The sequence below is a fragment of the Chryseolinea soli genome (genome assembly GCF_003589925.1).
Taxonomy (GTDB): Bacteria; Bacteroidota; Bacteroidia; order Cytophagales; family Cyclobacteriaceae; genus Chryseolinea; species Chryseolinea soli.
In genome coordinates this window covers 3,200,286-3,222,828 of the sequence record NZ_CP032382.1, presented here as the reverse complement: position 1 = coordinate 3,222,828, position 22,543 = coordinate 3,200,286, and the positions used below count along the sequence as shown (strand labels likewise).

General features: G+C 49.9%; 19 protein-coding genes. 6 read left to right on the top strand and 13 right to left on the bottom strand.

Annotated elements, in window-relative coordinates:
- Nucleotides 1–78: 78 nt before the first annotated feature.
- Nucleotides 79–2,757, bottom strand: a complete 2,679-nt coding sequence (locus tag D4L85_RS13915) for an ABC transporter permease (RefSeq protein ID WP_160143715.1) — start codon at nt 2,755–2,757, stop codon at nt 79–81.
- Between the two features lie 12 nt (nt 2,758–2,769).
- On the bottom strand, nt 2,770–3,102 hold the full coding sequence (locus D4L85_RS13910; RefSeq protein WP_119754864.1) for a PadR family transcriptional regulator: 333 nt from the start codon (nt 3,100–3,102) through the stop codon (nt 2,770–2,772).
- A 247-nt stretch (nt 3,103–3,349) separates the two neighbouring features.
- Here D4L85_RS13910 and D4L85_RS34775 point away from each other — a divergent pair, with 247 nt between their 5' ends.
- Nucleotides 3,350–4,570, top strand: coding sequence for a hypothetical protein (locus D4L85_RS34775; RefSeq protein WP_228450888.1), 1,221 nt, complete (start codon nt 3,350–3,352; stop codon nt 4,568–4,570).
- Between the two features lie 9 nt (nt 4,571–4,579).
- On the opposite strand, the gene D4L85_RS13895 is transcribed toward D4L85_RS34775, so the two are convergent.
- Complete coding sequence (locus tag D4L85_RS13895) at nt 4,580–5,140, bottom strand: hypothetical protein (RefSeq protein WP_119754863.1); 561 nt, start codon at nt 5,138–5,140, stop codon at nt 4,580–4,582.
- Entirely contained in the window at nt 5,137–6,282 is a 1,146-nt protein-coding gene (locus D4L85_RS13890) for a hypothetical protein (RefSeq protein ID WP_119754862.1), read from the bottom strand. Before D4L85_RS13890 ends, D4L85_RS13895 begins: the two co-directional genes overlap by 4 nt.
- 135 nt (nt 6,283–6,417) lie before the next feature.
- Here D4L85_RS13890 and D4L85_RS13885 point away from each other — a divergent pair, with 135 nt between their 5' ends.
- Complete coding sequence (locus tag D4L85_RS13885; protein ID WP_119754861.1) at nt 6,418–7,365, top strand: MBL fold metallo-hydrolase; 948 nt, start codon at nt 6,418–6,420, stop codon at nt 7,363–7,365.
- Here the strand turns inward: D4L85_RS13885 and D4L85_RS13880 are convergent.
- Nucleotides 7,352–8,113: a metallophosphoesterase gene (locus tag D4L85_RS13880; RefSeq protein ID WP_119754860.1), complete on the bottom strand. Its 762-nt coding sequence runs from the start codon at nt 8,111–8,113 to the stop codon at nt 7,352–7,354. The genes D4L85_RS13885 and D4L85_RS13880 overlap by 14 nt on opposite strands.
- Before the next feature lie 180 nt (nt 8,114–8,293).
- Between D4L85_RS13880 and D4L85_RS13875 the strand changes: the two genes are divergently transcribed.
- On the top strand, nt 8,294–8,770 hold the full coding sequence (locus tag D4L85_RS13875) for a hypothetical protein (RefSeq protein ID WP_119754859.1): 477 nt from the start codon (nt 8,294–8,296) through the stop codon (nt 8,768–8,770).
- A gap of 77 nt (nt 8,771–8,847) precedes the next feature.
- Here the strand turns inward: D4L85_RS13875 and D4L85_RS13870 are convergent, their stop codons facing one another.
- Together D4L85_RS13870 and D4L85_RS13865 are read right to left on the bottom strand one after the other, a co-directional pair.
- A complete protein-coding gene (locus tag D4L85_RS13870; protein WP_119754858.1) occupies nt 8,848–9,588 on the bottom strand; it encodes an SDR family oxidoreductase in 741 nt (246 codons plus the stop codon).
- 71 nt (nt 9,589–9,659) lie between these two features.
- Nucleotides 9,660–10,232: a Crp/Fnr family transcriptional regulator gene (locus tag D4L85_RS13865; protein WP_119754857.1), complete on the bottom strand. Its 573-nt coding sequence runs from the start codon at nt 10,230–10,232 to the stop codon at nt 9,660–9,662.
- 167 nt (nt 10,233–10,399) lie between these two features.
- Between D4L85_RS13865 and D4L85_RS13860 the strand changes: the two genes are divergently transcribed.
- Nucleotides 10,400–12,574 carry a carbohydrate binding family 9 domain-containing protein gene (locus D4L85_RS13860; RefSeq protein ID WP_119754856.1) on the top strand — a complete coding sequence of 725 codons (2,175 nt, stop codon included), beginning with the start codon at nt 10,400–10,402 and terminating at the stop codon, nt 12,572–12,574.
- Nucleotides 12,575–12,689: 115 nt separating this feature from the next.
- Entirely contained in the window at nt 12,690–13,253 is a 564-nt protein-coding gene (locus D4L85_RS13855; RefSeq protein WP_119754855.1) for a hypothetical protein, read from the top strand.
- A gap of 189 nt (nt 13,254–13,442) precedes the next feature.
- On the opposite strand, the gene D4L85_RS13850 is transcribed toward D4L85_RS13855, so the two are convergent.
- The 5 genes from D4L85_RS13850 to D4L85_RS13830 form a co-directional block, all read right to left on the bottom strand.
- Nucleotides 13,443–15,641 carry a TonB-dependent receptor family protein gene (locus tag D4L85_RS13850; protein ID WP_119754854.1) on the bottom strand — a complete coding sequence of 733 codons (2,199 nt, stop codon included), beginning with the start codon at nt 15,639–15,641 and terminating at the stop codon, nt 13,443–13,445.
- 119 nt (nt 15,642–15,760) lie between these two features.
- Complete coding sequence (locus tag D4L85_RS13845) at nt 15,761–16,306, bottom strand: hypothetical protein (protein ID WP_119754853.1); 546 nt, start codon at nt 16,304–16,306, stop codon at nt 15,761–15,763.
- Nucleotides 16,307–16,469: 163 nt separating this feature from the next.
- Nucleotides 16,470–17,339: an SDR family oxidoreductase gene (locus tag D4L85_RS13840; RefSeq protein WP_119754852.1), complete on the bottom strand. Its 870-nt coding sequence runs from the start codon at nt 17,337–17,339 to the stop codon at nt 16,470–16,472.
- 67 nt (nt 17,340–17,406) lie between these two features.
- Nucleotides 17,407–18,213 carry an AraC family transcriptional regulator gene (locus D4L85_RS13835; protein WP_119754851.1) on the bottom strand — a complete coding sequence of 269 codons (807 nt, stop codon included), beginning with the start codon at nt 18,211–18,213 and terminating at the stop codon, nt 17,407–17,409.
- Nucleotides 18,214–18,334: 121 nt separating this feature from the next.
- On the bottom strand, nt 18,335–19,933 hold the full coding sequence (locus tag D4L85_RS13830) for a hypothetical protein (RefSeq protein WP_160143714.1): 1,599 nt from the start codon (nt 19,931–19,933) through the stop codon (nt 18,335–18,337).
- A 205-nt stretch (nt 19,934–20,138) separates the two neighbouring features.
- On the opposite strand from D4L85_RS13830, the gene D4L85_RS13820 reads away from it, so the two are divergent.
- Nucleotides 20,139–22,106: a tetratricopeptide repeat-containing sensor histidine kinase gene (locus D4L85_RS13820; protein WP_119754848.1), complete on the top strand. Its 1,968-nt coding sequence runs from the start codon at nt 20,139–20,141 to the stop codon at nt 22,104–22,106.
- On the opposite strand, the gene D4L85_RS13815 is transcribed toward D4L85_RS13820, so the two are convergent.
- Entirely contained in the window at nt 22,096–22,503 is a 408-nt protein-coding gene (locus tag D4L85_RS13815) for a winged helix-turn-helix transcriptional regulator (RefSeq protein WP_119754847.1), read from the bottom strand. The genes D4L85_RS13820 and D4L85_RS13815 overlap by 11 nt on opposite strands.
- Between the last annotated feature and the right edge of the window lie 40 nt (nt 22,504–22,543).

Sequence of the window (22,543 nt, the reverse complement as noted above, 5' to 3'; positions counted from 1 at the left end):
AAGAGGTTGTTGGTGGGACACCAACAACGGCGGCGGAACTTATATAAATGGGAAGACCAAAATAAATGGGGCTAGGTCTTATTCGTGGCGCATGGAGTCGGATGGGTTGGCGCGGGCGGCGCGGAGTGATTCGAGGCCGACGGTGGCGAGGACGATGGCCAGGATGAGAATGCAGATCACGATGTAAAAGCCCAGGCCCAGGGTTGCTTTGTAGACAAAGGTTTCCATCCAGAAGTGGATGGAGATGAAGGCTATGGGGATGCCGATGAGAAATGAAATGGCTGCAAGTTTTATGTAGCGCGACGTGAGCAGCAAAAGGATTTGTGCGGTAGAGGCGCCCATGACCTTGCGGATGCCGATCTCTTTTACTTTTTGTTCGGCGGTGAAAGAGGCCAGGCCGAAGAGACCCAGGCAGGCAATGAGGATGGCCACGGCGGCAAGGTAGGTAAAGATCTGTCCCATTTGACGCTCCGTTTGATAGAGGCGTCCGAACTCTTCGTCCATAAACCAATATTGAAATGGTGTCGCCGGGTAAACTTGTTTCCAGGCCTTGACAAGGTGTTGGATCACTTCGGGAATGTTGCCACCATCCAGCTTCACATACATCATTTCCGATACGGTGGATTTTGCGCTGATGACAACGGGGGCGATGGGCAGCCGCACGGAGGCAAAGTTGAAATCCTTCACCACACCGATCACTTTGTGTCGCGTTACGAGGCGCTCCATTTGTCCTTGCTTCTCAAAGAAGGTCACTACCTCCGCTTCCAATCCCAAAGCTTTTTCGGGTGTTGTGCCCAGTTCTTTTACGGCTTTTTCATTGAGCAAGATCGCCGAGCTATCGGCGGGGTTGTCGGCCGACAGACTTCTGCCAGCCACCAACTCCAAACCAAATAAGTTACTGAAGTCAAAGTCGCCATCGAGTTGATCCCAGGAATAAATGGTTTGACTCAGTGCACTGAACTTCATGGAGTGTTGCAGGTTGCCAAACGTTTCCCGGCGCGGCAAATGCGGGCCGGTCGAGACCTCTTTTACATGGGGATCTTGTTTGGCGATTTGTTTATAAGCCGCCATCTTGTCTGGCGCGTTCTGGCCCAGACGCACGGTCACCACTTCGTCTTTGTGTTCGCTCAGGCGGGTGTGATCAATAAAAGAAAGCTGGCTTTGGATGACGTAGGTGCTGGTGAGCAGGACCAGCGTGATGCAGATCTGCAGGATCACCAAACCCTTTCTGAAATTCTCCGGGCCACGGCCAGTGACGAGCGTACCCTTCAACACCTCCACCGGCCGGAAACCCGACAGGTAAAAAGCCGGATAACTACCGGCGAGAATACCTACGGTAACAAACAACACCAGTAAAAGATAAAGCGTCTTGTTCTGCCCCACGACCAGCAGGTCAAAATTTTTCAGCGTCAGCATATTGAATGTCGACAGAAATACGGCAAACAAAATCATGGCCAGTACCATGGCGATGCCCGTCATTAAAAAGGATTCGCCCAGGAACTGCGTTATCAGCATGGCCTTGCTCACCCCCAATGTTTTGCGCAAGCCCACTTCTTTTGACCGGCGGATGCTCCGGGCCGTGGCCAGGTTCATATAGTTGATGCAGGCCATCGCCAGGATGAGCAAACCGATCGAACCAAAAATATACAAGTGCGTTTTGTCGCCGGGCGCATCCAATTCAAACAGGAAGCCGGTAGTGAAATGCACGTCGTGCAGCGGGATCAAAATCGGGTGCGTGGTTTTCGCAAATTCGCCGAGGTTCTGGTCGAAGATCTGCTGAAGGGTTTTCGATACTTTCTCCAGGTCGGTGCCCGGCTCGACATTTATAAACGAGTAAGAAAAAGAATCCATCCAGGAATTGATACGGTCTTCGTCGTTGCGCTTCCAAAGCGGGTTTAAGGCAACGCAGTTCGCGATGAAATCGGGTTTGAAGTGCGCGTTGGAGGGAAAGTCTTTCATCACGGCACCGACCGTGAAGGCAAAGCTCATGCCGTCGCGTACATAGGTAATGGATTGTCCTATCGGGTCCTTGTCGCCAAAATAACGACGGGCGGTTGTCTCGCTGAGGATGACCTCTTGTGGATTTCTCAAAACTTCTCTGGCATTGCCGATGCTTGCCAGTGGGAGCGAAAAAATATCGGTGAAGGTGGAATCGACCCAAAAGAATCCCTGCTCCACAAACACATTGTCGGGGCTGCCGGTCCACACATTGCCCGGCCAGCCGAAACGCGAAAACCGGGTTACGTGCTTCACTTCGGGCATCATCTCTTTTAGCGTCACGCTCCACAGGCCGGCGGCACGCGAATCCTTTCCCTCCCTTCCATCAAAGCTCTTGAACGAATAGCTGATGCGATAGGTATTTGCCGCGTCCGGATGAAAGGTGTCGTATGTCGTTTCGTCCACGATGTACAGCGCGATGAAGAGGAAGCTGGCCAGGCTCACGGCCAATCCACAAAGGTTTATGGCGGTCGACGATCGCGACCGGGTCATGTTCCGGATGGCAATGGTGAAAAAATGTTTCCATCGATCGCGCAGCGGTAGCGTTTGGTTCTGGCTCTTCTTGCGCGGTTGCGAGCGATACAGGTTGGTGGCGTCCAACACATCGCGATAATAATGCAGGCGGGCTTTGAAGAGTCCCTCCTTTTCAATGCGTTGTTGAAACAATTCGTAGAGGTCGCCCTCGATCTCCTCGATGAATTCGGCGTGACAAAACCATTGGAGAAGTCGCTTGGCCAGGGCCGGTGGGGTATGTTTCATCGCCATGCTATTTTAATTCTGTTGCAATAATATCTTAGGGAGCTGCGACCACATTTGCTTGCGGATGGCCTGGGCCTCGCGAAGCGCTTTGATGCCGGCCGCCGTCAACGTGAACAGTCGCTTGCGCTTGCCACCCCGCACTTCCTCGGCCTCGCCGAACTGGGATGAGAGATAGCCCTTGTCCTCCAACCGGTGCAAGGCCGTGTGCACGGCGCCGATGTTGACGTTCCGGCCGGTCTGGTCCTCTATCTCCTGGCGGATGCTCACACCATAAGCGCCGTCGCGCAGAATGCCGACGGCCAACAAAACGATTTCCTCAAATTCACCCAGGTAAGTTCCTTTCATACCACTCTAAACGATTATATTATTGATAAATGTATATAATATTATCGAATTCTAAAAACCCTTGTTATTCGCATGTCTTCCAAAGCAATTTATCAAGACATCCCCCAAGCTGGGACATGCTGAGCTTTGCGGGCAAAGCAACTTCAAACAAATTGTTAAAAAGTTCATAATGAATTGTTAAAAGTGAGATTTCAACACGCGGGATATGTAATTTGGAATTACATCGGTTAACCTAAACTCTCCCAACATGAAAAAAGCACTCCGCAAAATGTTCTTTAGTGTCGCCCTAGCCTCCGGCCTCGCAGGGCTGCCGTTGCAAGCCCATTGCCAAACCGCCGTCTCTGTCGACAATCATTTAAAGATCACACCCTCCGGCGAATTGGAGATCACGTCGTCGGCATCATCATCCGCCGACGACTTCAACTGGTATGCCGGCAAATGGAAAGTTCAAAATAAAAAACTGACCACGCGGTTAAGCAACAGCAACGACTGGACCACCTTCGAAGCCACCGATGAGGTTCACAGCATCCTGAACGGCACCGCCTTCATGAATCAATACAAGACCACCGTCGACGGAAAACCTTTCGAAGGCATGTCGCTCACGTTGTTCGATGCAAAAACAAAACTGTGGAAGATCTATTGGGCGGATAGTCGTTCAGGCGTCATGGACGTTCCCGTGGTGGGGTCGTTCGACGGCAAGATCGGAACGTTCTATTCGAAGGATGTATATAACGGCAAACCCGTTCTTGTCAAAGCTCAATGGGACATCACCAATCCTGACAAGGCTGTTTGGAGCCAGGCCTTCTCGGCCGACAACGGCAAGACCTGGGAATGGAACTGGCACATGTCTGAAGAGCGCCTCGCCGGCGATGTGGGACCAGCCCGGCGCAAGCTCTTGAAAGCCGACCCGGCCCTTGCCATACCGGCGGTGACGTTTGATGCCCATGGCGAATTAAAAATTACCGCCTCGGCATCCTCCTCGCCGCGCGATTTTGATTTCCTGGTGGGCCGGTGGAGAATGTATCACCGGAGACTAAACAAACGGCTGGAGAACTGCCAGGACTGGACCGAGTTTGAATCAACGGATGAAAATTTCAGAATACTTGGCGACGTTGGCGATACCGACACCTATTACACCACCGAGATGCCCGGCCCCGACGGAACACGCGGCAGCGGCAAGCCCTTTGAAGGCGTGACCGTGCGACTCTTCGATACGAAGACAAAATTGTGGAGCTTGTACTGGGTAGCCAGCAACGTCAGCGCGCTGGATCCGCCCGTGGTGGGTTCGTTCGAAAACAACGTCGGCCATTTCTTTTGCAAGGACACCTTCAAAGGGCGAGACGTCATTGTGGTCTTTCGCTGGGACGTGCGCGATAAGGACAATCCGGTTTGGAGCCAGGCATTCAGTGCCGACAAAGGGAAGACCTGGGAATGGAACTGGTATAATGTTTCGGAGCGCATCAAATAGATCCTGACGCTACGCTTCCACTTCCCTTAGCAACGCACAGGCTACTATCAGTTCCGCCAAAAGCTTAAAGCATTCTTCCCAAAGAACGCCCGCGGCAAGAACATCAAAGGCAACCGAGGCTGTTCCTAAGACTGCTGCACAAAGCAGCAAGATCCGGTTTTTGCCGTGCAAGTGACGCCAAAGCATAAAACTGACAAACACGCCAACACCTGCCGCCGTGATCACCGGGAGTTCGTTGACGAAGCGCGACCGAACGAAGTTGTGTGTAAAATGGAAAATGATATACTCTTTCATGCGCTCATGAAACATGAAACGCTCATCGAGGGCGAGCACAAAAAAGAAAGCGGCTATCAGAAACCAAACGAACCCATCCCGGCGTACGCCGATGATCAAGGCCACCGTTGCTGAAACCACCAACAACACGCCCGACATCCATGCACCAACAGAAGATTCTCCGGCGATGACCAATACCGGGTAGTAACGATAAAAGGCAAGCGCAACGAAAAGTACCAGGACAAAAAAAGCACAGAGCAGTCCCACCGCTTTGCCCGTAGATCGGTGAGCTTTCATGTACAATCCACTTCACGGCCCCAATCGAGAATTTTCCATTGGCCCTTGTCGTTGACAAACCACAGCGCTTCCGCCATCACATCGCTGCTCGCGCCCGAGAAGACTCCGGCTACATAAGCGAGGTCCGGGATGGCGTCGCCATTGAGATCCGCAGTCCATACGCCCGCTTGGCGAGTCACCGTACAAGAGGCAAACGGTGTATTTTTGTAGGATATGTATATGCCTAATATCTCCGTCTCCGAAAGATCGGTGGAGCAGGCAAACTCACCTTGGGGCAGACTGGAGATGCAACCGTATACCTCGTAAAGTTTCGTCTCCACAGAAACAAGATATGCGGGTACGATACCCCTCTCGGTCAAAAAGAATGCGGGGATCCGGCTATCAAATTCGTGGATGAGCGACCCAATCCCTTTCACCTCATGCGCTGGTCCGTCATAGGAGTTTAGTGGCGGGCCAAACGTAACGTGAGCGCTGGTGCGCTTAAAATAGAACATCGACTTTAGTAGATAACTCGTGTTCTCCGTGATGCCGGCAACAAAACGGGTCTCCGGATTTCCTTGGGGATCGGCAAATGCGCCCCCTTCGGGCGAGGGGCTTTTTGAAACAAACGGTGCGCCGCCAAGAAAGAAAAAACCATTGTGCTCGAAGGTCTGCGAGGCCTTGACACTGGGAAGTCTGAGCAGCGATGAGTCATCCGCCTCGGGCACGCGGGTAAGCTGAAACAGATCCGGACAGGCGTCCAGCGCGGGCAACCCGTTGGCCAGGGATTGCTGATAGGCAAGTATAGCTTCGTGGGCCTTTGCTTCGGCTGTCTTGATGAGCAGGCTGTCGTTTGGATCTTTATTGATACCATTCACCCCGACGGCATAATAAAGGCTGTCTTTGATCTTTATGGCCGACTCGAATAAGGCCTCCACCTCCGACAGCATGGGAATGGTCTCGAGGGATGCCAACACGCCATCCCTGGCGGCGCCTCCATACCTGATCTCTACGCGCGGAACTTCTTCGGGTTCTACCGCTACTGCTTCCGCAACAGCGCCAACGCTGTCGACCGTGGATTCCTGGGTTGTTGCTTTGGTGGTGCAGCCCGTCGCTGCGAACATACACAGGCTGACGGCTATCGGGCTTAGGATGTATTTCATAGGGAGGTTTGAGGAGTGAATAAACACGAAATGCGCAAACAAAGCAAGCCCTATGCCCCTGCCGTTATGCCAGGTGAGAAATTTATTTTAACAATTCCATAATCACTTTCGACCTGCCGCCCTGTATCTTGTTGCATGATTTTGAAAACCTATATTCTCGGCATCGCTTTTTGTTTTTGTTATGTGTTTGCCCTGGGGCAGAACGCCTTCCAGGTCGTGCCGCTTGGCGTGAAGGGTGGTAGTGACGAAAGCAACCTGTCGGCATACCTCGTAGGAGCATCGGGCACCAATGCTTATGTCTGCCTGGACGCAGGTACCGTGCATGCCGGTCTTGAAAAAGCCATTGCCTCGGGAACGTTGAAAGGCAATGTCACCACGCTTCTCAAAGAAAACATCAAAGGATACCTCATCTCTCATCCCCACCTCGACCACGTGGCCGGCCTCATCATCAACTCGCCCGACGATTCGCCAAAACCTATTTATGGCTTGCCGTTTTGCCTGGACGTGATCAAGGAAAAATATTTCAGCTGGAAAAGCTGGGCAAACTTCGGAAACGAGGGAGAGAAACCGATGCTCAACAAATATCACTACACCCCCCTCATCCCAGGGCAGGCCGTAGCCCTGGAACAAACCACCTTGCGGGTGCAAGCGTTTGAACTGAGTCACTCGGCTCCCGGACAAAGCACGGCATTTTTGGTCGAGCAAAATGGAGACTATCTCTTATACCTCGGCGACACAGGTGCCGATGAAGTGGAGCAATCGAATAAGCTCGCCAGCTTATGGCAACAGGTCGGGGGATTGGTGAAGGCAAAAAAACTGAAGGCCATCTTTATAGAGGTATCCTTTTCAAATGAACAGCCCACAAAATTATTGTTTGGTCATCTCACGCCATCCTTACTCATGAAGGAATTGGCAGCGCTTGATAAAGCCTCTGGAAACAGCATCGCGGGCCTGCCCGTGGTGATCACCCATATGAAACCGTTGGACGACCGCGAAGAAAAAATCAAGACCCAGTTAAATGCACAGAATACGCTAGGAGTTCGGCTGGTGTTTCCCGTGCAGGGAGAGCTCATGAAATTTTGATCACCCGGTCCTTTTGAAAATTAAAGTGTTCCCCATACTCGACATAGCCCAGCTGATTTGTGGTGAGTGTGGTCCTGTTGATCTTAAAGTCGGGTACGGCAGAATGATTGTGGCCGTAGATCCAATAATCAACAGGAGAACTTTCGATCAAGTCATAGAGTTCTACCGCAAAGGCTGAGTTGAGTTCGCTGTGCCGGTATTTTTCCGGGTAATGAAAGAGCGTCGGCACATGGTGAGATACTACGATGGTCGGTTGTTCAGTTTTGGTTTGAAATGCGTTCGAGAGAAATTCACGCGATGCATCATGAAGCTTGTTATAGTCAGGTACCGCTATTTTTTTACCGTTACTCTGTATCAAATGAAAATCCGACATCGTTTTTTGGACCACCCACTCCCGGACCGGATCGATCTTCGTCCATAACGTTGAAAAGATCAACCGGACATTTTTGTACGGGATCGATACGTTATTTACGAGCGATACATTTTCTCTTATCTTTTCATGTACCCCGCCGGTACGGTAGTGGATATCGGAACGATAATATTCATGATTGCCGGCCACCCAATAAACCTGTTCAAAATTGCCGGAAACAAAATCAAAGAACGGCCTCTCGTTTTCCATCACAGCAAAAGGAACAATGTCGCCGGCCAGCAAAAGGATCTCGCCTTTGGGGGTAATGGGGTTTGCTTCCAGGTATTTTTTATTTACAGGGAACTCCAGGTGGAGGTCGGAGCAGTATTGGATGGTCATGGGGCAAAGATAGGGAAATGCAGGAGCCAGAAGCCAGGAGCCAGGAGCCAGGAGAAATACTGGGGATTTGCATTTAAAAATTGGGAATGCTCGCTCTTGTCCTGACTAAATCGGGTGTTAACATCTTTGTGCGGATGGCGGAAATGGATATTTTTATGTCATTCATTTTCCCTTCGTCAAATGGCAATCAAGACAGCAGAACAGGATATACTCAGTCGTTTAAGCGCGAAATCTTTTGTTAGGGCGATGAGTTACAGGGATTTTGGCATCTCTATATTGTTGGCGATCATCTTGCTTACACTTTTTATGAGTTTGGATTACGTTTCCCGGCAGGGCATTGCGGGCGACCTGACTCCGGTCAAGTGGACTTTATTTTTTATGATCCTGCCGGTGAATCATATACTGTATAAAGTCGTGCACAAAAGATCCAATGATTTCGTGGGACGGAATATTCACGACTACATTTTTTTGATTTCGTTCGCCACGCTTTTTAAAATCCAGGTTTTGATTTTCGGTTATGGCATAACGTTCGGCACAGGGGGTATTGGCAGCCTGATCTTCCTCGTGATCCTCCTGGCTATCGCGATCATGATTTTTGAATTGGCAGTTTCTCTTTTTAAGCGACTGCTCTGGTTGTTTAAATGGCGGATCCTATAAATCTTTTAAGACCAGGGTGAGATCTGAGATCTAAACCGCCGAGACCAGACGCCCGGCGGTTTAAGTATTCTAAAGCATCAAACCAACACACCACCGCCATCGACGGTCACCACCTGGCCCGTGCTATACGATTGCTTCATGAGGTACAGATAGGTTTGTGCGATCTCGTCGGCTTCACCTACTTTTTTGACGGGCAAGGCTTCTGCGGTTGCCTTGTATAATTGCTCGCGGTCCGTGGCGCTTAACGACGACCAGAGGTCGGTCTTCACCACACCCGGTGAAACGATGTTGACGCGGATGGGCGACAACTCCATCGCCAGGGCACGCGTCAGTCCCTCCATGGCCCCGCAGATGCTGGCGCCCAACGACCATCCTTTTCCCGGGCGCATGCTGGCAATGCCGCTGGTGAGCGTGATGGAACCGCCTTCCCGTATGGAAGCACCAGCATATTTTACCGACAAATAGGCACCCCAATACCGGATATCAAAATACTTGCGCGCATGGGCCGCATCCGATGCTGCGATCGCGCTGATGCTGATGTTCTCCCCTGCCGTATACACCAGGTGATCAAACTTGCCGATCGATTTAAAAAAATCCCTGATCTGACTCTCTTCCGACAGATCGACCACATAACCCTTCGCGGTGGACGGTAATCTTTTTATTGCAGCTTCCATTCTGGCCTGATTGCTGGAGGCGATTACTACCCCGGCGCCCTCCATCCCGGCGGCCATGGCGGTGGCCAATCCAATCCCCGAGCTTCCTCCCAAGACGATGATCCTTTTTCCTTCCAGCGAAAATGTTTTGTCTTTTGTGTTCATGACTTTCCTTTTTTTTACAAAGGTCCAAAGACAGCGCCGCCGAATATTTACCAAATGGTAAAAAAGGAAATCTATTTAAGATTTTTGCGGATCCGGCTTAAGGACTGCTGGGTGATCCCCAGGTAGGAGGCGACATCGCTCAGGGAAACTTTTAGCGCGATGTCCGATTGTTGGATCAAAAATAATTTATAACGGGTAGAAGAGTCGTAACCCAGGTAGGTGTTCCTGATCTTGATCTTGTCCAGCAAGGCCTGTTGGGTGATCTGATCGATGAGTTTTTCGAGATAAGGGAGTTTCTTATACAAGGCGAGCAGACCCGCTTTGGTAATGCTCAACACTTCCGTGGGACAAGCCGCCACGATGTTTTCGTCGGCTATGGTTTCTTTCATAAAGCTTTCCAGGATGGTACAAAACTGGTTCTGCTTTAAAAAGTAGTGCGTCACCCGCACACCATTGTCGTTGATGACCACGATCTTCAGAATGCCGCTGCAAATAAAAAAACGCTCTTTGCAAACATGACCGGATTGAAATAAGTATTCACCCTCATCAAAGGTCTTGAATTGAAAGGCATCGGCAATGATCTTTTGGTCGCCTTCGGGAATGTTTATAAAGAGTTGCAAAAAGGAAATCAGCTTGTTTTCCATCCGTTCATCGCTTCAATTTGGTCATCAAATATATAGTTATCCCCCACAACGGATGACGAAAGCTCAAAGATAATTCGCTCCGAAAGCAAGATAAAACAGCGCAAGTTTCGGGTTGAGGTCCTGTCGTATTATGACGCTCTTTGCTTCATCATTCGTCAACCCAAACCATGAAACGCAAAATCGCCCTGCTCTTCTGTTCTCTTTTGATCTTGGATCTATACGGACAGGAATCGTTCAAACCGGATGCCATCAAGCCCCAAGTGTGGGCCATGCCAACGACCGACAACATCCGGCTCGACGGGAAATTGCTGGAACCTTCATGGACGAAGGCACAACCCGCCACCTCGTTCACGCAAGTGGAGCCCTACCAGGAACACAAGGCCAACGACTCCACCGAAGTCAAACTTCTCTATGATGACCGCTACATCTACATCGCCGCCTTTTGCCGCGACACCCTGGGCACTAAATCACTAAAAGCCCCGGACCTCATGCGCGACTTCAACTGGCGCGCGCACGACACCTTCGCTATTGTCTTTGACGGATTTTGTGATCACCGGAACGGTATGTCGTTCGTAACAAATCCCTACGGCGCACAAAAGGATTACCTCTCGTTTGACGACACCTATTTCGACAGCGATTGGAATGGACTCTGGCAAGTACGCACCTCGCGAAGCGATTCGGGTTGGGTGGCCGAATTTGCTATTCCGTGGAAGACGTTGCGCTATGCAAAAAAAGACGTTCGCGAAATGGGCATCAATTTTCTCCGGCTGCGTCGCCAAAGCAACGAGATCTCGGTGTGGTCTAAATATCCAAGATCGTACGGGTTCAGCCGGATGGAATATGCCGGTGTGCTGAAAGGAATCCAGCCGCCTGCGCCGGGCACCAATCTGCAGGTCAATCCCTACGTACTCTTTTCACGCCATGACAAAGACGGCTCGAACACTGTGAGCTATAAAATGGGAGGCGAAGCCAAGTGGGCCATCAACCCCAACACGGTGGCGGACTTCACATTCAACACCGACTTTGCACAGGCCGACGCCGACCTGCAGGTGAACAACATCACGCGCTTCTCGGTTTTCTTCCCGGAGAAACGACAATTCTTTCTCGAGAATGCCTCTCTTTTCGGACCCGGAATTTCACCGAACGATGACCTGTCGGGTGGCAACATGACCATACAACCTTTCTTCAGCCGGCGCATTGGTTTGGATGCGCTTGGAAATCCCATTCCGATCGACGCGGGCGCGCGCATGGTATACCGCTCTTCGAAAAGAAGTATCGGCGCCATGCTGGTCCGGCAGCACGCATACGATACCTTACCCGCCAGCCAATTCACCACCGTCCGCTATACGGAAAACATCGGAAAGCAAAATCGGTTGGGCATGCTCGTCACGGGCAAATCATCGCCGGGGCATGTCAATGGTGTGACGGCGTTGGACGGTTTCTTCCGGTTTGGACAAGCGCATTCCTTCAGTGTCATGGCCATGCACTCGGCCACCACGGCGAAACCGGGTGGGCTTGCTGCTTATGGGCGCTACTTCTACACGACGAACAAGTTTAAGTTTTGGCTTAGCGAATCTATTGTGACAAAGGACTTCAACCCCGAAGCGGGGTTTGTGTCCAGGCAAGACGTTGTCGCCACGGCGCCGGGTTTCTTTTGGTATTATCGCGGGCAAAGATTGCCCTACCGGAAATTCATCCGCTCGTTCGAGCCGGGCGTGGCCTCGGAGTTCTATCATTCGATCACCCGTGGTGAACTGATTGAACGGTCCGTGAAAATAACACCCGCATGGTTGACCCTGCAGACCGGGGGATATATTGGATTTAGTGTAACGCCATCCTATCAAAATCTTTCCACACCGTTCGAACCTTTGGGCGTGTATATCCCTGCGGGGCAATTCAGCTATACCCGCTATGCCCTCTCCATGGGAAGCAATCCCTCACGAAAAGTCTCCTATATATTCCTCTACGAAAGCGGCAGCTATTTCAACGGGCGGTTAAACCTGACAGACCTTCAGCTCAATCTTTCGCCGCTCCCCAACATCGCGCTGAGGTTGCGCTACAATGACAACTACTTTCAGGAAGTTGGCGACCAGTTTACGACCCAGCATGTACGGCTGTATACCGCCCAACTGCGGCTAGCGCTCAATCCAAGGCTGCAGTTGGTGGGACTCTTCCAAAAGAATACACAAACCAATACGAATGCCTACAATGTGAGATTGTCCTGGGAATACAAGCCCCTTTCGTACGTGTACTTGATCTATAACAGCAGGACGAGCACCACCGATCCATCCGTCCGGGAGGTCACGCAGATCGCGAAAGTCAGTTTCCTGAAACAATTTTAGGATTGTGCGTCCAATCCAGACCAACCTTAGGCGTGTAGCCTGCTTCAATTGAAAATGAAATTGTAATTTTGGAGTCACCGGGCAGCATGATCCGGATGACTCCAAAATCACACATATGAAAAAGATCATTACGGCTTTCTCCCTCGTCGGCGCCCTGCTGCTCACCGGATGCAGTACCAACTCGCTGAACCAGGATAAAGTCAAGCAGCTTCTCCAGGAGGCAAATGCATATCCCAAGGTAATAGACTACAATGTTTTTTGTGGCGACGACGTCACCGTACAGAAAGTGCTGGCCAATGGCCTGGAAAAAGACGGCTACGTAACGGCCCAGGTGGACCATACTTCGGCAGACATCGGCCAACCCTTGGTGCGCTTCACCGAAAAATCCAAACCCTATTTTCTACCCACGTCCGACACGGCCAAGTCGATCAACGTACAAAAAGTGAAACTGGCAGATGAGCAGCTTTTCGAGATCAACAAGATCACGATCAACGCAGAAGGCAACCGGGCGCTGGTGGAATACACCACGACTATGGAGAACCTGACTCCCTTCGTGGTGATGTTAGACTACGAAATGAGAACAAAGCAAACACGCGAGACCTACTTCACGAAAACCGATGCGGGATGGGAGTGGGAAAAGAAGATCATAAAAACCAATGGCACGAAGGAGTCCGAGTAACGCCAGTGTGGGTGAGACCTAAGGCCTTCTTGGGTTTTGTACATAGCCCCCAGAATAACAACGCAAAAATATTAACCCCGACCTAAGTGGCCGGGGTTATCAAACAAACCCATACCAGGCTTTAGCCCTGAGCAATACGTTACTCACGCTCTTGGCTTTAATTGATTCCTTTCTATAGGCTTCCCTTGGCTAGATTTTAAAACCCAGCGAGAGGTAAAAACTCCTTCCATCACCAGGCAAAATTCCGGGGCCTGGATACATGTTGATCCTTCGGCTGAAATAGCGCGTGTCAGCAATATTGTTGACGCCGCCAGACACGTGAAATGGCTTCAGGAACGACCAGTTGAACGACCAATCGTAGAGTGTGTACGCAGGGATCTCCCCTACCAGACCGGTAGCCAAAAATGTTGTGTTGTTCGCGTCATTGAATTGGTTGCTGACGTAGCTCATTTGTACCGTGGTTGAAAATCGCCTGTACAGGAATTCAAGACCTCCGCGTTCAATCCAGTCGGGCACATTCTCCACGCGCTTGTCGACCAGCGATATATCGGAACTTCCGTTGTTGACCGAGCCGCTGGTGTAGCGGGCGTGCGTGTAGGCTAAAGAACTGAACAACCGCACATCCGTGGCACGCGTATTTTGTTTTGCGGGACCGAGGAGCGAAAGACTGACATACATCTCAAATCCTTTCGCCACCGAATTTCCAACATTGGTGGTGAGCAAGTAGGTGGAGTTGTCGCTCGCAGTTGCCGTCACTTTGCCGATCTTGTCGCCATAGAAGAGATAGAATGCGTTGATGTCGAAGTTGATAAAGTCGGCCAGATGGCCGCGGTAACCGGCATCTACGTCATAGCCCTTGCTGTCTTTGAGGTTGGGGTCGATCTGTCCGATCTGGTCTGCCGGTGTGATGCTGGCATACAAGTAGGGCCGGTATGCTTGCGAGACGTTGCCATACAATTGTGTTCCGGCCGACACCTGGTATTGCAGCCCCGCACCAAAAAGCGGGAAGGTGCGATTGCCCTTATAGGCTACGGGGAACGTAGCGTTGTTGATCACACCCGTTAAATCGGATTTTATTACTTCGTAGCGGAATCCGGGCGTGATGGAAAAATTCTTACCCAGGTAAAATACGTTCTCCACGAACGCTGCATAATTCAGCGTACTGAATTTCAGATCAATGCCGTAAGGACCAATCAAGCTCAGATCGAAATCACTTCCGCTAGTTCCTTTGCCTTTTTGTCTTCGCTTGGTGTGTCCATTGAAATAACGCAAGCCCCCTGCCAATACGCCTTTGACTTTACCCATTTCATAGCGATGCAATAACCTCGCCTCCGTAGTAAACCCACTATAGAAGTCGCGGTCGACCTGGCGAGGGTTATACGAACCGATCGCCGTGTTGAATGTGTCGGCCACGTTCGCGGTATTGATAAACTGCACACTGCTTCGCTCACCCCAAACCACATGCGACGTGATTTGCAGGTGTGTGGACGGAGACAACGCATAGTTGAAAAGAATGGCCGGGACATTGATCTTAGGACTGAAATAATTCCGCGCACGGTTCGATTGCCGGGCGTTGGCTTCGAACATGGCATCGGTCTGGCCGCCGGCGATCTGCTGCCGGTAGTCCATCCGTGAGAACTGGAAGGCGATGCTTCCTTTTTCCGAAAAGCGATATTTTATGTTGGCGTACATCGCCTGGTAGTTGAACGCCGAATTGGGTCGCCACCCGTCGCCGTGGCGATTGTCGTAGTAGGCATAGTAGTTCACTTTGCCTTTTGTTCCCCCGATGGCGTTGAAGGAGTTGAAGAAATTGAAAGAACCCACGGTTTGTTCACTCTCCAGCGAAAACACTTTTGACGTATCGCCTTCTTTCATCACATAGTTCATCATCCCCCCAAACTGACTCCCGAACTGAAGCGCTGCCGAACCCCTGACGAGCTGGACCTGCTTCACGCCTTGCATGGGCGCCGTGTAGTGATTCTCCGGGTACCCAAACATATCCGAGTTGGTGTTGTATCCGTTTTGACGCATGTTCATCTCGATGGACCGGTGTGCATCGGTGCCACGCGTACCGATGTTCATTTGTGTTCCGGCGCCGTCCATGTCCCAAAGGTTCACACCCGGCATGCGGGCAAAGATGGTCCGGCCCACGTTCTGCGGCAAGTTGGCTTCTCCATTCCTGAGCGTGATGACATCCGTTTTCTTTCCGGCAAAAATGCCCATGCCCACCACATCGGGCAAGGCGTGCTCCCGGTCCTGATAGCCCTCTACGGTGACGGGGCCCAGTAGCGTTGATTTGATCGTATCTTTTTCAATGGCCTGTGCGCTTGCCGTGAAGCAAAAGCAGGGCCATAGAAAAAGCACAAGTAATAGTATACTCTTGTTCATATAAATTTCTTGGATAATAAATAGTAGCTGCTTTCAGAATGAATCCGTTCTGAAAACAATAGATCGTTAAGCGTATCTTCTGTTAAGATTCGAAAATACTGAGTTGATGGAGGGTGAAATTATCCGAGACAGGGAGGATGGAAAATAGATGCTAACGCGCTGAAATGATAGAGGTTTGTCACCGGAACGTGCTGCAGCAAGCGGCTCCAACCGGTTTCAATACGCTCTTTCACGGTTGCACTGAGTGTATAAAATTTTGCAAAGGAAACATCGACGCCTTTTTGCGTGTTGCCGGACTTATGGTTTTGGTCGGCCATGGTCCTGGAGAGGTCCGAGAGGGCATCCCTTACTTCGGAGGTTTTGGTGTCGCGGAGACAGATAATATAGAGTGTGTCCTGATACAATTTCTGCTTCACGAAGTGGTACAGTTCGCCTTCCACGGTGATCTCGCCCTGGGCTTTCCGGTATTCGCGATCGTCTTCGTTAAAGCGCGAGGCCAGCGGGATCTTGAGGAGCAGGTTACCGCTTATTTCGTTTTCATTGCCACTGATCTTTTGAACAGCCTGGTCGTAGTTCTGTCTTTCCATGAAAAGCAACACTTCGTAATACCCGATGGTATTGAGAAGGATGAGGAGCAGGAAGAAAAAACTGAAAAGCCGTTTCATTGGTGGGTTGGGCTATGAGGTTATAATACTACGTAAATTTTGGGAATTTGCCCAAGAATTAGGAGCCAGTAGCCAGTAGTCAGGAGCCAGGAATGTCTTTGTCGATGACGGATTGAGAACGATGCCCTTCGACTATATCGAAGGGCATGTCCAAAACCTGCATCTACCTGAACCGGTCTGCGTAGTCCTGGGTGAATTTCTCAATTGTTGTCGCGGGTCTCCCTAAGATATCTTGCACGGCGGGAGTGACAAATGCAGCTTGGCCGTTGCGTTGGGCTTGGTCGTAGGCAAGAAAAGTTTCGACGGCCCAGCCCGGCATGCCAGCTTCGGTCATCTGGCGACCGGCCTCTTCCAGTGATAGGGGAACGTAGGTCACGGTTTCGCTAAGGACGTCGCTGATGACCCTGGCCAGTTGATCATAGTTTATCGCTTCATCACCCGTGAGCAGATAGGTCTTGTTGATATGCTTTCCTGGCGTGGTCAACACAGTAAAAGCAACTGCTGCGATATCCCGGATGTCCACATAAGCCCGCTTGCCCTCGCCGGTCGATTCATAAAATTTGCGCTCCTGTTTTACGGAATCCGACAATTCTCCAAGCCAATTTTGCATCATGCCGTTGGATCGGAGGATCGTATGCGGCAGACCGGATCCTTTGAGAAACGCTTCCACCTCGCCATGTACCCTCGGGATATACAGCGGCGATTCCTTGTCGGCAACTCCAGATGAAAGTTTCACCAAGTGTCTGACGTTGCATTCTTGTGCGGCTTCGATCACGTTATTTTGTTGCTTCACAAAATCCTTCCCAACACTCGACAACAGGAATACGGCACGACTTCCATGCAGGGCGGCGGAAAGGCTTGTCTTATCACTCATGTCGGCTTCCACCCACACGACACCCGGAAGGGCTATTGCTTTGTTCTGATCACGGGTAACCGCGGTTACGGGAATCCGGGCTTGCGACAATAATTTCAGAAGCTCTTTGCCGATTCTGCCCGTGGCCCCAAATACGGTGATGTTGTTTTTGTTTTCCATTTTGCTGATTATTTTTTCTCAAAACTATCAGCGCAGAAAAAAAGCAAATAGTATAAAACCGACACGGCTATGCACGCCACTCGGGGAAGTTCACGGCTTGCTCATGGGCTTGTCGCAAAAACTGTTTTGGCGTGACACCGGAAAATTCTTTGAACTCCCGTATGTAGTGCGATTGATCATAGAACAAATTGCTCAGCGCAACATCGGTGAGTGAATCAAATTTTTGACTGCGCAGGTGATTGAGGGAGGATTGGAAACGGTTGATCCGGGCGAATAATTTTGGTGAGATGCCAATGTCTGTTTTAAATATTCTCTCCAGCGAACGCTCCGACAAGTCAAGCGCTGAATGTATTTCCGGCAAAGATGTGCCGGCACCTTGTTTTTTGATCTTCTCCAACGCCCAGGCGGTGCGTGGATTTTCGCGGTGCTTATTCTGATCGAGCCGATCGCACAAGAACCTTGATAGCATCTGAATTCTCTTTTCGGTGGAAGTTGCCTCCAGGAGCCGACCGGCAAGATCTTTCTTCACCAAAGCATGGAGATCAATATACTGGTTGGTCAATTCGCATGCGTCCGTTCCAAAAATTGATTTGATGGCGTGCGGCTGAAAATAAACTCCAATATTTCGAAACGATCCCGTGGTGGTCTTGCCGGAATGCTTTGTCGTGAGCCCGTGCAAAAACAGTTGCGGCAATACATTTCCAGCATGATCTAAAAAGGCATCGGGGTTTTCCTGAAAGATGAGTCCCGGGCATCCATCGGCAATGATTCCAAACGACTTGGAGGAAGCACCAGCGTCGTCACTTTCCAGGACACCAAAATACCGGACGTACGGCTGCAATGCTGGGATGGGTAGAATTCGCTGGTAGTTCATGGTAGGCAAGATAGCAAAATGCTTTTTTTATTCTTGCTTTGTTCAGACGCCATTAAAAAACAATGCCCCCCAGGCCAATCCCTGGAGAGCAAAGTCACCTACCGTATGCACATGGCACCCGTTATTTTACAATCACTGAATAGGCAAATGCGTCAGTGGCCAGCGGTGAAGCTACACCATTCTTCCAAAGTGTGGCAACCTGTTTACCGTCACTGTCATACTCCCAGCCCGCTATATACACATCACCATCGTACACATAGACAGATTTAGCATCAGACCCGGCCGAGCTGGAAAGAAAAGTGCCCGTTCCATTTTTCCAGACCTTGGCGTTATAGGCATTGTTTCTAATTTCATTTCCCACTAAATACACGTCGCCATTCGAAACAAATATCGACGAGACGTCGGAACCCGGCGTATTGGGGTCTATGATCTCGAGGGTCCCATTTTTCCAAACACAAATTAGATAGGTTGTCCCATTCCAATATTGACCCGCTACATACACATCATTGCCCGAAACAAAGACGGAATGGCCATAAGCTCTTTGATCTACGGGACTAAGCGACGTCGCTACACCGTTTTTCCAGACTTTCGCAACCCAACCGGTAGTGATCTCTTCCCATCCGGCTACGTATACATCATTGCCCGAAACAAAAACCGAGTGGGCAGCGCCAGATGAAGCCGTAAGCGTGGTTGCCACTCCATTTTTCCAGACTTTTGCTTTAAAGCCAATACCGGCTCCGTGATTTTCCTGCCCTGCAACATAGACATCATTATTGTCCGAAACATAAATAGAATTGGCATAGGCATCATTGACCGTTTCGTTAAGCTTGGGAGTAGGTAGTTCTACGTCATTTTCCCTTTTCCAATACGTGGCAAAACTGTTCCCTATGCTTTGATTACCTGCCGCATAAAAAGTATTTCCGGAAATGGAAACCGCTGTCGCATAGGCATTGTAAGTGCCGTTGGTGAGGTTTGCTCCTGTTCCATTCTTCCAAACCCTGGCATAGCTTGTGCCGAAGAAGCGCTGTCCACCGACAACATAAACGGAAGGACCCGATTCCGACACGGACACCGATATCGTATACGACAGGGTGCTGCCGTCTTCTGCCGTCACGGTGTAGGCAGCAGGAGCTGTAAAATCGTGAGCTGCTCCCGAGGCAGGGTTTATAGAACTGCCGGTGTGCACCACGGTTGGCTTTAATCCTGTGACGGAAACGCCAGCAGGGAGCGTGCATAGTATATTTTGTCCGTTGATAGTTCCCTGCACATCATCGGAAAGCGTCGGATTATCTGTCTTAAGAAAGGAAAAGGATGCAATGGTCTTGTCGGACGACAACACGGGCGGGGTGACGGTCACCGAAATGGCATACGCTTGGGTGCTGCGGTCCTGTGCGGTCACCGTGTAATTAACCAGGTTAGTAAAGTCAGTGGAAACACCCGACGCAGGACTGATAGCATTGCCGGTGTGCACAATGGTTGGCTTCAAGGCCGTTACTGAAACACCAGCAGGAAGTATACAATGTATTGCTGCTCCTGAGATGGTTCCTTGTACATCCGATGAAAGATTGGGGTTCTCTGCGGCGCGGAAGGAAAAGGATGTAATGGATTTCTCCGATGATGGCACGGGCTCATCATTTCGACAGGAAATAAAACCGGACAATGCGACAGATAATATGACCACGGTCATTATCAAATGGCGTAGCGAAAAGAAGGTTTTCATTTTTTTAGGGGTTAGGCGATCGCTGCCCAGGACGCGCGTGCAGACTTGCCTCGTCGCTGGTGATACAAATATTACCTTATCCCATTTCGCTCACATCCTGTAAAAACAGGAGATTTTTAAAAAATGGAAAAATCATGGAAAAAGAGGAGGAGAACCCTGAAGGTTACAAGTTTATTTGTATAAGTTTATCCTATAACCCGGGTTAATGAACTTTCGCTTCATCGTACTGATTCTATTTTTTGTCATCATTTTTTCGGATGGGTCTGCACAACAGCATGTATTAGACAGTTTGAAAAACGAAATTGAGAAGAGTCAACGGCAGGACAGCTTCCGGATAAAAGTAATTTTAGAATACGTCGTAGAAGCGCTGAACAACAATACGTCCGATTTCTTGCCCTACATGAACGAGGTTATTTCGATCAGTAAAAAAACAGACTACAAGCGAGGACTTCAAAAAGGATTCATGATCGGGCAAATCTATTTTAGCGACCGGGGGGATTATGAAACAGCTTTTTTGTATGCAGATTCTGCTTTTTCTGTTCTAAAAAATGACGCATCGCTAAAAGCGAGGCAGAGTACCGGGCATCTGCACAATAACATTGCAGGCGATTATTTTAAGTTGGGGGATTACGAAAAGGCCATTGCCAACTTTACACTGTCAGCAAGAATTTTTGAACCCATGGATCACCCTTTTTTAGCGACTGTCTATTCCAACCTGGCAGAGGTTTACGAGAAAATTCATGAACCATCAAAGGCCCTTGCGTATGATAAGAAGGCAATTGTCATCGCTGAAAAAAGTCAGAACGACCGGTCGCTGGCGTCGAGGCTGTTAAACTATTCCATGAGGCTGATAAACCAAAAAGAGTTTACAGAGGCCGCTACGGTACTCGACCGGGCGGAACCTATTATCATGAAGCTGGAAAACATCAGTCATCTGCAACAATTCTATTACACCAGCGCCTATATCGATGAGAACGACAAAGATCACAATAAAGCTGTAGCGCATTATAAAAAGGCGTTGGGTTATGCCACGTTGAATGAAGATGTTTATCAGAAAACCAATATACTCGAGGCCTTGTCAGACTGTCTGATCAGAATGAATAGAATGGAAGAGGCAAAGTTGTATTTAGACACCCTCCTTTTATTGTCCAATGGCCATGATTTAAAGGCTGCCCGGCGTAATGCCTATGTCAACCTCGTGAAATGGCATGAAAAAAGTGGCAACTATAAAAATGCCAACCTCTATTTGCAAAAAACACTGGCGCTCAACGACAGTCTGTTTTCGGAGGAAAGCAAAGAGAAGATTGCCGGGCTGGAAGTGCGGTATCATGTTGAAAGAAAAGAACAAGAGATCAATGGCCTGAAGGCGAAAGCAAATATTCAATCCTTAACGATCCGTCAAAAAAATACCCTCAACTATATCTTAATTGGTGGTGCCCTCACGTTATTGATCATCTCATCGCTTTCCTACCGGCACTACAAACAAAAACAAAAGCTCCAGCAACAACGCATCACCGAACTGGAAACAGAAAAACAGTTATCCGCCGCGGAGGCTGTGCTGAAAGGTGAAGAGCAAGAGCGCACCCGCCTCGCGAAAGATCTCCACGATGGATTAGGCGGGATGCTCTCCGGAATAAAATACTCGTTCAACACCATGAAAGGGAATCTGATCATGACGCCAGAAAACCATCAGGCCTTCGAGCGGAGTATGGATATGCTGGACAGTTCCATCCTGGAAATGCGAAGGGTGGCCCATAACATGATGCCCGAGGCATTGGTGAAGTTTGGGTTGGATACTGCACTAAAAGATTACTGCCATGACATCAATCAAAGTGGCGCTCTTCACGTCAGCTATCAGTCTATTGGGCTTGCGAATGGGAATCCGGATCAGACCGTGTCCATCACCCTCTATAGGATCGTGCAGGAATTGATCACGAATACATTAAAACATGCCGGTGCTAAAACAGCAATTGTCCAGGTCACCAAAAACGGAGGAATTCTTTCTGTAACGGTTGAAGATGATGGCAAGGGATTCGATGCCGCCACATTGGGTCAATCAAAAGGCTTTGGCTGGACAAGTATTCAACATCGCGTGGATTTCCTGAAGGGCAAACTGGATATTAAATCTGCCCCGGGTCAGGGAACATCGGTTCATATCGAATTTACTTCCTAGATACGTTCGATGCCCTTTGCCGCTCAAACTCGGCCTGCTTTCTTATTCGCTTCCGGTGCATCGTTCCCCAAGCTGTCAGCGCCTTCAATACATCGCGCAGGGAGTCGGCATAACCGGTGGCCTCGTATTCAACCACTACCGGGAAGCTGTCGGCGTGAACGTTCCGGGTAACCAAGCCATTCATTTCCAAATCTTTTAGTTCGCTTGACAATACGCGCGCAGAGATCCCCTCCACCAGGCGTTGAAGTTCGTTGAATCGTTTCGCCCCGTCCGATAGCGCAATGATAATGCGCAACTTCCATTTCCCTCCAATGACATAAAATGCATCGCCGACGGCATTCAAACTGGCGACACATTCCGGCTGAGAGAGTTTTTTTGAATTTTTTATTTCTGCCATAGGCTCCTGCCTTTGTGCTTACCCAAAGGTTACTACTAAC